Below are 12,220 nucleotides of genomic sequence, written 5' to 3' on the forward strand. Positions count from 1 at the left end.
TTTAAATATCAATGGAAGCACATTAGAAGAATATGTTAAAGTGGCAGAGATTGCTAATGAGATAGAGAGAGTTGATTTTATAGAGCTTAATATATCTTGCCCTAATGTAAAAAATGGCGGTATGGCTTTTGGTGCAAGCTGTGAAAGTGCTGAGAAAACTACAAAAGAAGTAAAAAAAGTATTAACAAAAAAGCCTTTAATAGTGAAATTATCTCCAAATGTTACTGATATTATAAGCATTGCAAAATCTGTAGAGTATGCTGGTGCTGACAGTGTTTCTCTAGTTAATACTTTTTTAGCTATGAAGATAGATATAAAAACAAAAAAACCACTACTAGGCAACATTTTTGGAGGGCTTTCGGGGGCGGCTATAATGCCTATTGCTTTGAGAATGGTTTATCAAGTTTACAAGGCTGTTAAAATACCTATAGTTGGAATGGGAGGCATTCAAAAATATGAAGATGCTTTAGAGTTTATAATGGCTGGTGCTTCAGTTGTTTCTATAGGCTCTGGTATATTTTCTAACCCATTGCTTCCAATAGAAATAATAAAACAAATGAACAATTATCTAGAAGAAAATAATATAAACAATATAAAAGATTTAATAGGAGTAGCACATTTATGATAATAGCAGACAATAATCCAAAAGATAGGCTTATAGTGGCATTAGATTTTAATTCTATGTCTGAGGCGGTGGCTTTAATAGATGAACTTGGCGATGAGGCTGTGTTTTATAAAGTGGGGCTTGAATTATTTTTATATACTAAAGGTGAGATAATAGAATATTTGGCTAATAAAAACAAAAAAGTATTTTTAGATTTAAAATTTCATGACATACCAAATACAACAGCTATGGCTTCACTTTTTGCTGCTAAACAGAATGTATTTATGTTTAATGTGCATACAAGCGGCGGAAAAAAGATGATGGAAAAGACTGTTGAAGAGATAAAGAAATTAAACAAAGAAAACTTAATAATAGGTGTAACAGTTTTAACTAGTCTTTCAGAAAATGATGTAAAAAATATGTTCACTTCAAGCATAGCATTAAAAGACTTAGCTGTTAATTGGGCAAAACTTGGAAAAGAGGCTGGACTTGATGGGGTTGTATGTTCACCTAAAGAGGCTGCTATTATCAAAAAAGAATGCGGTGAGAGATTTAGAACAGTGTGTCCTGGAGTTCGTCCTAAATGGGCTAGTGTTGATGACCAAGAAAGAATTATGACACCAAAAGAGGCTATAGAAAATGGATGCGATTATCTTGTAGTTGGACGCCCTATCACAAGAAGCGAAGACAGAGTTAAAGCTTGCAGAATGATTGTTGAAGAGATTGCTGAGGGTATGGAGCACAATAAAAAAAGCAAGGCTCAAAAGATAGCTATGGCTTTGCTTTCATCTCAAGCTGTTAAACTTAATGTTAAAGAACCTTTTACTTTTGTATCTGGAATAAAAAGTCCTATATATTGCGACAACAGATATGTAATAGGTTTCCCTGAATATAGAAAGGTGATAGTTGAATCTTTCGTAAACATATTAAAATTAAAAGATTTTGATATAGTAGCTGGTACTGCAACTGCTGGTATACCTTGGGCATCTTTTATAGCATATGAACTTGATAAGCCTATGTGTTATATTAGAGCAGAGAAAAAGGAGCATGGCAGAGGAAGACAGATTGAAGGAGCTGATTGTAACGGCAAAAGATTAATACTTATAGAAGATTTAATTTCAACAGGCGGAAGCTCTATAAAAGCATTTGAGGCAGCTAAAGCGGAAGGAGCTATTGGGCTTGAGATTATTTCAATATTCTCTTATGAGTTTGAAAAGGCTAAGAAAAACTTTGAAGAAGCAAATATAAAATTCTCTTCTCTTTCTAATTTCTCTTCTTTAATGGAAATAGCAAAAGATGAGAAGTATATAAGCGAAGATGAATTGAAGAAAGCTTTAGAGTGGAACAAAGACCCAGAAAATTGGAATGTTTGATTATTGAAAAAATTGCACCGCACGGTAAACGAATTTTAAAGTATAAATTTTATTAACAATTGCAATGAAGCAAAAAACTAATATCAGCCTACCGTGCGTAGAGTAAAGTTTTAAATTTAAAAAATCTTGGGCGGGCGTTAACATTTTTAAACAGGCAGTAAAAATAATTTAAATTAGAATTTTAAAATAATCTATAAAAATAAAGGGCGGGCTTCAAAATAATTTTTTTTATTTAAGCAAATATATCAGTAACCCTAAGATCAAAAATCATCAAAATAAGTAATGTGTAAATAAATCTATCCTGAACTTTTTTATTATTTTCATTATAAAAGTTAATGTTTATTTTTACTTTGTCTTTGTAATCAATTTTATTATTAGCATTTGTTTTTATTTCAAAAGAATCTCCATTTTCTAGTGTTAAATTATAATTTCCAACTACACAAAAATCTAAATAATTAGGATTCATTGAATACCTAGCACCAAAAGCCTTAAAACTGCCATAAGATATTTCAACGTTTTGTAATTTATTTATCTCGCTTTCTAAATTATTTTTATCTAATTTTATTATAGTTAATTGATTTATTGGCTGACTAAGTTCGTAGTCTTCTAATTGACGTTTCCATTTATTTATAGTTTCATCGTCCATTTCTGCTGGGCTTGCTAAACTTATAAAGCTGTCGTTGTCAATTTTAACTTCTTCATCATCGCAACTTGAATAACTTCCATCACCTGCATATCTAAATGTAGTTATAAAATTACTGTCTTTATCATACAAATTCCATATAAGTGAAGAAGAAAATTTATTCATTATAGGGTTGTTAATAAATACTTCTTTGAAAAAACTATAATTATATTTCTTTTCGTACATCAATGATTTAGTCAATTTTAGAGAAAGTTTTTTTATTATATTAGGTATTTCTTTTTTTATATGCTTAATTTCTTCTTTTATACTTTCTTCTAAATTTTTAGGAGTAGTTTTTAATTCTTTATTATTTTTTACATCAAATACATTTACAGAATAATCAGCATTCAAAATTAATTTATAATCATCATTAATAATTTTTTCTCCCTTTGCATCAAATCCAAAATTTGAACTAAACTTCAATTCTAAATCATCAATATCAAGCCCTATTTTTTTTGATATTTTATTATTTATTAAATAAAAAGCCTCTTCTCTCAATTCTGATTTTTTAGTTTTTGAATAAATATCATATAATAACTCAATACTGTATTCTGTTGTTTTTACTGATGATAAAATTATTAAGAAGAAATTAGAGTCTTTCTCTTTTTTGTATATTTCTCTTAAAGCTTCATCTCCGCCATACAAACTATAAACAATGGCAGAAGTTTCTTTATGAGTTTCTATATAAATATTTTTAGCAAAACTTAAAAAACTTTCTTTGTCAAGTAAATCAATTATAGAATCAATTTCAGTCAAATAATAAACATCTCTTTTTAACTCTAAATATTTTAAGTATATATATTTTATGATTTTTTCATCAACTATTCTTGATTTATCTTTTATTAATACATTACAATTTTCTATATAAGAAACTTTTTTCTCATCTTTTTTTATTAATTTAATACTTTCTTCATATTTTTCAATAGCGTCAAATATTTCATAATTAACAACTTCTTTCAAATCATTATAATAAATGTTTTCTAATTTTCTTTTTACTGATTGGATTTTTTTATTATTACTTTCTGAAGCTATTTTATGAATCTCTTTTATATTCTCCTCTATTTTGTTAATAATAATTTTATTATCATTATCAAAAACATATAAATATAAAATCCATTTCAGAGTTAATTTATCTATATTCTTATAAATGATATCAGCCCAATCATCTAAATACTCAAGAGATTCAATATTCCAATCATCTAAAGAATCATAATACTGAAAACCGCTTTTTGAAAACATTTCACTCATATCTATAACTTTATTAACTTTCCAATTACTCAAAGGCTGATTAAAATTTTTGGCATCATAAAACATACCATGCATATTCTCAACATTAGAAGTGTTCCAACTATTTAAATCTTGATTAAAATTTATGCATCCATTAAACATTAACTTCATAGTTTTTACATTTGAAGTATTCCATTTATCAAGAGGCTGATTAAAATTCTTTGCTTGCGAAAACATACCATTCATATTTTCAACATTAGAAGTGTCCCAATTATTTAAATCCTGATTGAAATTTAAAGCCATATTAAACATTGCCCTCATATCAAAAACATTACAAGTATTCCATTTATTTAGAGGCATATTAAAACTTTTAGCTCCAGCAAACATAGCACCCATATCTTTTACATTAGATACATTCCAATCATTAAGAGGCTGATTAAAATCAAGGCATCTTAAAAACATAGCTCCCATATTTTCAACTTTAGATACATTCCACTTTTCTATATTATGATTAAAATATACAGCATCAGTAAACATATTATGCATATCTTTAACATTTGAAGTACCCCATTTCTCAATACCTTTAAAATCTTTCCTTAAACTTTCATAAAAAATACTGCTCATATCAGTGATTAAACTTGTATCAATATCACCCAAATAAATACTTTCATCATCTACCAATTTTTTTAATTCTTCTTTAGTTTGAGGTTTGTATTTTTTCATAATTATTCCTTTTAATTAATATTATATATACAACATCAAATTATAATTAAACTAAAATAACATATTTAATACTAAACTAAATCATTTTATTTTTTGAATTTTGTTTATATTCCTTTAAAATATTTTCTTTATTTTCAATGAGTTCCTTTAATTCTTCATAATAAATATTTTCTAATTTCTTTACAAAATCTTTTAATTTATTATATTTCAAAACTTCTTTATACACTTCTTTTATATTGCAGTTTTCAAGCATAGAAAGCAATTGTTTTTTATAATTACCTTTAGCAATAAAATAAATTTTCAATATTGATTTCATATCATTATAAGAACTTAAAAAAATATCTTTAATATCACAAGATTTATTAATAGTCCAATTTTCTATTGACCGATTAAAACTTTCAGCACCGCTAAACATATATGACATACTAATTGCACTAAAAACATTCCAGCTTCCAATATCTTGATTAAAATTTTTAGCATTAAAAAACATACGGTTCATATATAAAACATTAGAAGTATCCCATTTATCAAGCGGCTGATTAAAATTATAAGCATTCTCAAACATACCAATCATTTTTTCTGTTTTACTTACATTCCAAGTATTTATATTTTGATTAAAGTTTTTAGCATTATAAAACATAGAACTCATATCTGTTACATTTGAGGTATCCCATTTGTCTAATGGCATATTAAAACTTTCAGAACTGCCAAACATACTACTCATATTTTTCACGTTTGAAACATTCCAATTATTAAGAGGCTGATTAAAATTATAAGCCCATGCAAACATACTATACATTTTAATAACATTACCTACATTCCAACTATTCAATGGAAAATTGAAATTTTCTGTTTCAAAAAACATACAGCTCATATTTTCAACATTAGAAGTGTCCCAATTATTTAATGGCTGATTAAAAAGTTTACAACCGCAAAACATATGTTCCATATTAATGACTTTAGATACATTCCAATCATTCAAAGGCTGATTAAATTTTTTAGCACTTGAAAACATACCTGACATATTAGTAACATTAGAAACGTCCCAAGTATTCAAAGGCTGATTAAATTTCTCCGCAAGGCAGAACATATTACTCATATTCTTAACTTTGGATACATTCCAATTAGATATATCATGATTAAAGCTTTTAGCACTGAAAAACATAAAACTCATATCTTTAACATTAGAAGTGTCCCAAGTTTCAATACCGCTGAAATTTCTTAGCATAGAATCTTTAAATAATTCTGACATATCTGTTATTAGGCTTGTATCTATTTTATTAAATTTTGTCTTTTTTTCTATCAAATCTATCAATTCTTCTTTTGTTTGAGGTTTATATTTCATGACTATGTTTCCTTGCTGTTTTTTATGATTCTATATTACTTTATATATTTTTCAATTTTAATACTAAATATAAGAAATAGATTTTATATCAATTTTTTAATACAATACCAAAGTTTATTTATTGTGTGGCATTTCAATTATAACATTTGTCTTTTTGCAACTTTTTTGGCAAAAAAAGTTGATATAATTTTTTAATTTAAAATATTTGCAGGGGCTAGCCCCCCTGAGAAACGTACCCGTAGGGTAAACCCCCCAGTTCTTTTGCCGATAGGCACCTACTCGGTATTGGTATAAAAGAACCAAAAGAACTGCATTTAATAAAAAATTTAAATTACACTCCCCGCCCTCAAGGCTTTTTATAACTATTTGGTATCTTTATATTATCTTTCTTTTTTGTTCTACACTATTATTTTTGCGCCCACCCTAGAGTTTTTTAAATTTGTTGATAATTTACCGCACGATAAGAAAATTTAATTTAATGTATTTGATAATAATATAATTTAAATAATATATATAATCATATTTACCGTGCGTTGCATTATTATTTTTTATAAATTTAACTATTCTAAAAAACTAAATATAAGAAGCTACACATTCATAGAATTTTTTAAAAGTCTCTTTTATATCTTTATCCCAAGTGCTATGATTAAAAATTACAGCGGCACATTCCCTATATAGAGCATCTCTTTTTTTTGACAGCTCAATTAATTTATTTTTGTCTTGCACTAATAATGGTCGTTCTGATACATTTATATTGTTTACTATAAGCTCGGCGGGTCTATCTATAAAAATAACTATGCCTCGCTCTCTCATCAGAACTCTATTTTTTTCTTTTAATATTGCTCCGCCGCCGGTAGATACAACAGCATTTTTTATATTAGATAACTCTTCAAGTACATCGCTTTCTACTTCTCTAAAATATTCTTCACCACTATCTTCAAATATCTTGTTTATAGTTTTTTTTTCTCTGCTTTCTATGACCTTATCCATATCAAAAAAAGTATAATTAATATATTCTGCTAAAAGTTTTGATAAATCACTCTTGCCACTTCCAGGAAGACCAATAATAAATATAGTGTTTTTTAAATCATTCATCATAAACCCCAAGCACTATAAAATTCTCTACACTGTTTTTAAAATCTTCAAAAATATTCTTAGCCTCATCACTCTCAAAATCTCCAACCATATCAATATAAAAATAATACTGCCATTTTCTTTCAATATGAGGCCTGCTTACTATTGATGTTAAATTAAATATCTTTAGCTTATCTAAAACATCAGCAAGAGAACCATTTTCATGCGGAAGTAAAAATCTCATAGTCATCTTATTTCCAGAGTTTAAAGCATTATCATAATTGCTCACTATTATAAATCTTGTAGTATTACCCTTAATGTTTTCAATATTTTCTTTTAAGATGTTTAAATCATAAATCTTATAAGCATTTTTATTTGATATAGAAGCTATAGAATCATCATTGCTGTTTGATACCAAAAAAGCAGCCTCTGCAGTATTTGTAGAGAATATCTCTTCATAATTGTTTTCTTTTATAAAATTAGAACATTGTTTTAGTGCCTGATGATGTGATATTACTTTTTTTATATTATTTATATTAGTATTCTTATTTGCCATAAGTGCATATTCTATTGTTAGATAAACTTCACCCACTATTTTGCAATTATAATCAGCAAGTATATCAAGCACCTCATTAACCATTCCTGTAGAAGAGTTTTCAAGCGGTAAAACACCATAATAACTCTCAGAACTCCTTATACTCTCAAGAACATCTTCAAAACTCTTTTTCTTTATTAATGTAGCCTCATCGCCAAAAAATTTTTTAGCAGCTTCGTATCCATTTCCACCCTCTCTTCCTTGATACGCTATAACAGAATCGTATTTTATTTTTTTATTACTATTTTCTTTAGTGTTATTATCAATCAAATGCTTTTGAATCTGCTTTGATGTGTACATTATATCATTATAAATAGTAGTAATTAAATTAGATAATTCTTTGTTTTCAAGAAGATTTATTCTGCTTGCTATTACTTCTTTTTCTCTTTTAGGGTCGAATATCGGAGCATTATTTTTTTTCTTAATCTCTCCAACTTTCACACTAACTTTCATTCTCTCATCTATTAACTTTACAATATCTCTATCTATATCATCAATTTTTTTTCTTAAATCCTTTAACTCTTCCATTATATCCTACCGTTATAAAATATATTAAATTAATAATAATATTATCCTTACTACTAATAATAATTATTATACAAAATGCCTAAAAATTGTAAAGTCTATAATATCATATTTTAATTTTCTTTACATTATAATTAAATTTGTTGACTTTTTTACTTATTACTATAAAATAAAATGCAACTATATTTTAATATATCTACAAATTTCATTTATTGTATATAGAATTATTTTGTTACAGAGGATACTATGCAAGTTTCTAAAGAGTGGCTTGAACAATATTCTAAAATAAAAAATATGCTAAAAGCACAAGATAATTTAGAAGAAGTATTTACAAAAAAAGAAATAAATGATGCAAAATTAGAAATATTAGACTTAGGCGAAGTTAATATAGAAAGCGGAAAAATTGTAGTATGCGACCCATTAGCATATTTGGATGAAGAATCTTTATCCTTTATACAAGAAATTAAACCAAATAAATATAAAGTATTTGCCGGTGTTTTAGAAGATGAAGAAAGATATGCTATTGTAAAACTTCAAATATCAGACAAAGCACCTAAATATTATGATTTGGCATTAACTGGTATAGAAGAGTTAGAAAATGTGGAAGATGGAGATTTTTTTGGATTTCCTGTGGATGCGGGTATGGCTTGTATATGTGATTATAATGCTCTTACTGATTTTATAAAGTTTGAAGAAAAATTAATAGAATCAAAGGGAGATGATTATAATAGATATGATGATTTATTTGCAGGTCTATTAGAAGATAATGCTAAAAAATATCCTAAATATCAAAGTGAATATGGTGATTGGCTTAATTTTAATATACCAGAAAGCAAATATAATATAGTTTTATTTCAAAGCGGATATGGTGATGGTTTTTATCCTTCATATTTTGGATATGATGATAATAATGAAATTTGTGCTTTATATATTGTTTTTATAGATTTATTCGCTGATGATTAATAATTTTCTTATATAAACATTTAATATAATATTAGGAGTATATAGAATAATATGAATGTTTTAGATTATATAAAATACAATTTTTTTAATATAAGAACTCCAAGCTTGGTAGAAAAGGTTCGTTTGCAGGAATATGCTGCTAGAATACAAAATAATAAATATCATTTTGTAGATTTAAAAACAGGAGCTTTAACAGATACGCTTGCTAAGTTTGTATTTGATATGTATAAAGTAATTGGACCATTATTACATTCTTTAAAAGAAGAGTTTATTATTAAAGATGGTAAACAATTTTCATATTATTTAATAGAAGTATCATTTAATGATGAAATGAAAAATCTATATCTCACGCTTAACAAAGAATATATGACAGAAAAACTAAATAGCGGAGAAAAAATCAATAATGTATTTAATGATGTAAAAAACAATTTTAGTAAGTTCAAAAAGTTTATTAGCAGCGATAACGGCAGAGAAATCAATTTAACATTTAATTTGCTTAAAGACTTCGCTACAATATCAAATTTTGATTTCTTTTTATTTTTAAGAGCATTTTGTCCTTCTTTTGTAGATGGAGCATATAATTCTAACCCTACATTTAAAAGCACATCAAATATTCAAGTTGTAGATGACTTAATAAGATTAGATGAAGCTGTAAAAAGTATAGTAATAAGAAAAGAGCTAGCTACTGCTTTAAAAATATTTCAAAAATATATAGGTATACCAGAAATACCTGAAAATAATATAAAAACTTTCTTAGCTAGAGTAAAATATTTGCAAACACCAAATTTATTAAGTGATATTATTATTTATTTATTAAAAGATTTCACATATAAATCTTCTGCCAACTCATCTAATGTCAATATATTTGTAAACTATATTACAGATTGTACAAATAACCTAAAAAAAGATATGAATGAAATAGTATCCGAAATAAAAGCTAATAAAATTACCACTATGAGAGAAAAAACTTTTAGTGGAATAGAAATAATGAAGATGAGTAATATTAATGATGATAAAAATGAAGTTCTAGAAAAATATGAATGTAATACTTTTACTTGTATAGAGCCTTTAGAATATATAAAAACTTTTGTTGTAGAAATATTCGATATAAAATATAAAGCCCCTTTAAATGATATGTTTTTGGGTGTAGATTTTGTTAATAAAGAAAGAAATTCTATGGGACTTGATGCATTCTATACTTTAAACGATTCTAATACTGAAATTGTTAATTTTGATGCACAATTAAGTCCAGAATCTGAAAACTTCAAAAGATTTAAAGGTTGGACTATTACAAAAAATAAAGCCCTAACAAGTAGAGAATTAATAGAAGCTATGGTAAAAAAATTAGATGAAGAAGGAAACAAGATAATTATTAATGCTTATAACTCTGTACTAGATTTAACAAGCATAGTAAAAAATGTTATAGAAGATTATAATAATGGCACTAAAAATGAGGTTCTTAATGCTAATAAAATACCTACTTTAGAAAGATTTAATTTAAATATAGCTAAAGAAATGCTTGATGATTTTGAAAACTTTATATCACTATTAAAAAACTTTGTAAGATAATAAATAAATATTTAGAGAGTTCGTATGTATAAAAAATATAAAACAGCTATTAATATTACTATTGGTATAATTATAAGTATTGCATGTTTATACTTTGCTTTTAGAGGTATTGATATAAAAGGTTCTATTGAAGTAGTAAAAAATATTAATGTAACATATTTTATCATATCTTTAATACTCAGTGTAGTTATAATTGTACTTAGAGGTTTAAGATGGGAATGTTTTATACCTTTAAAAAAGCCTATCAAAAAAAGAACTGTAGTAATGGCTACATATATAGGTTTTATGGCTAATAATATACTTCCTGCTAAACTTGGAGAAGTTGCACGTGCTTATATATTAGGAGTTAAAGAAGATGTTAGTAAATCCGCTTTAATAGCTTCTGTTGTTACGGAGAGATTATTTGATGTTATTACTGGTGGAGTTATACTTACTATTTCTGTGGCATTTATTCCAAATCTACCAAAAACTGTAACTTATGCGGCAATTGCTTTATTTGTTGTATCAATAGTTGGTTTTTTGGTGTTAATGTTTTTAGTATGGCAGAAAGAATTTGCTCATAAAGTGTTTCATAAAGTATTTGGAATACTACCTGAAAAAATTGGCTCAAAGCTAATAGAATTCTCTTGCAATTTTATAGACGGTATAGGTTTTAAAAATGACCCTAAACATATATTTTTAATATTTTTCTATACAATTCTTTATCTTATAGGACAAATACTTACTATAGGTTTTTTATTATCTGCTTTTAATATAAAGGCCTCTCCAATAATAGCATTATTTGTATTTGCTATAGGAGGCTTTGGTTTTGCTGTACCTTCTGCACCTTCTGGAATAGGACCTTTTGAATGGGCTATTATTTTTGGTCTTTCATTAATAGGAGTTGAAAAAACAGTGGCTGCTCCTTATGCTTTAGTTTATCATATGATGGGTATAGTACCTATTACTATAATTGGATTTATATTCCTATTTATTATGGGTGTTAACTTAAAAGATGCTACTGCACAAAAACAATGATTTTTTAAGGATTTTTTAATATATGAAAGAATATAATATATGTCTTTGTGCCGATAACAATGTTGTAGAATATATGTCCGCTTTGATTGTATCTATATTAAAGAACTCACACCAAGATGAAGAATTTATTTTTCATATAATAACTTCTTCTATGTCTGAAGAAAATAAAAATTATATTAATGAATTAAAGAGCATAAAAAATTTTCAATTAAAATATTATACACCAATACATAAAGAAAAATTTATAAAATGGCATAATGAAAAAACTACAGGTCAATGGGGTGTAGAAGCCTTTTCAAAATTAGATATACCATTTTTAATAAAAGATTTAGATAAAATTTTATATTTAGACTGTGATATGATAGTTATTAATTCTTTAAAAGATTTATTTCAATTAGATATTACTAATAATATAGCTGCTGTTGTAAAAGATAAAGATATTAAACATTTTAAAATTTTAGAAACTAATTTTAACTTCTTTTATAATTATTTCAATTCAGGGCTTATGTTAATTAATATAAAA

At 26.2% G+C, this 12,220-nt stretch carries 10 protein-coding genes; 6 read left to right on the forward strand and 4 right to left on the reverse strand.

Annotated elements, in window-relative coordinates; translation table 11 throughout:
• Both E6A48_RS05325 and pyrF read left to right on the forward strand, forming a co-directional pair.
• Positions 1-625, forward strand: a 625-nt coding sequence (locus E6A48_RS05325) for a dihydroorotate dehydrogenase (RefSeq protein ID WP_219709037.1), incomplete at its 5' end; no start/stop codon positions are given.
• Positions 622-1,977, forward strand: coding sequence for an orotidine-5'-phosphate decarboxylase (gene pyrF / locus E6A48_RS05330; protein WP_219709038.1), 1,356 nt, complete (start codon positions 622-624; stop codon positions 1,975-1,977). The genes E6A48_RS05325 and pyrF, both read left to right, overlap by 4 nt.
• Before the next feature lie 232 nt (positions 1,978-2,209).
• Here the strand turns inward: pyrF and E6A48_RS05335 are convergent, their stop codons facing one another.
• From E6A48_RS05335 to E6A48_RS05350, 4 genes are all read right to left on the reverse strand, one after another.
• On the reverse strand, positions 2,210-4,609 hold the full coding sequence (locus tag E6A48_RS05335) for a BspA family leucine-rich repeat surface protein (RefSeq protein ID WP_219709039.1): 2,400 nt from the start codon (positions 4,607-4,609) through the stop codon (positions 2,210-2,212).
• Positions 4,610-4,685: 76 nt separating this feature from the next.
• Positions 4,686-5,954 (reverse strand): BspA family leucine-rich repeat surface protein, encoded by a 1,269-nt coding sequence (locus E6A48_RS05340; RefSeq protein ID WP_219709040.1) that lies wholly within the window; start codon positions 5,952-5,954, stop codon positions 4,686-4,688.
• A gap of 573 nt (positions 5,955-6,527) precedes the next feature.
• Positions 6,528-7,049, reverse strand: coding sequence for a shikimate kinase (locus E6A48_RS05345; protein ID WP_219709041.1), 522 nt, complete (start codon positions 7,047-7,049; stop codon positions 6,528-6,530).
• The gene (locus E6A48_RS05350) at positions 7,042-8,151 is read right to left on the reverse strand and encodes a chorismate mutase (RefSeq protein ID WP_219709042.1); all 1,110 of its coding nucleotides are present in this window, start codon (positions 8,149-8,151) and stop codon (positions 7,042-7,044) included. The genes E6A48_RS05345 and E6A48_RS05350 overlap by 8 nt, the downstream gene beginning before the upstream one ends.
• A gap of 243 nt (positions 8,152-8,394) precedes the next feature.
• Here E6A48_RS05350 and E6A48_RS05355 point away from each other — a divergent pair, with 243 nt between their 5' ends.
• From E6A48_RS05355 to E6A48_RS05370, 4 genes are all read left to right on the forward strand, one after another.
• Positions 8,395-9,111, forward strand: a complete 717-nt coding sequence (locus tag E6A48_RS05355; protein WP_219709043.1) for a DUF4241 domain-containing protein — start codon at positions 8,395-8,397, stop codon at positions 9,109-9,111.
• Positions 9,112-9,162: 51 nt separating this feature from the next.
• On the forward strand, positions 9,163-10,680 hold the full coding sequence (locus tag E6A48_RS05360) for a DUF5312 family protein (RefSeq protein WP_219709044.1): 1,518 nt from the start codon (positions 9,163-9,165) through the stop codon (positions 10,678-10,680).
• A 24-nt stretch (positions 10,681-10,704) separates the two neighbouring features.
• Positions 10,705-11,697, forward strand: a complete 993-nt coding sequence (locus E6A48_RS05365) for a lysylphosphatidylglycerol synthase transmembrane domain-containing protein (protein ID WP_219709045.1) — start codon at positions 10,705-10,707, stop codon at positions 11,695-11,697.
• Positions 11,698-11,719: 22 nt separating this feature from the next.
• Positions 11,720-12,220, forward strand: a 501-nt coding sequence (locus E6A48_RS05370) for a glycosyltransferase family 8 protein (protein ID WP_308461601.1), incomplete at its 3' end; no start/stop codon positions are given.

Origin of the sequence: Brachyspira pilosicoli, from assembly GCF_019402445.1 — a bacterium.
Lineage (GTDB): Bacteria > Spirochaetota > Brachyspiria > Brachyspirales > Brachyspiraceae > Brachyspira > Brachyspira pilosicoli_B.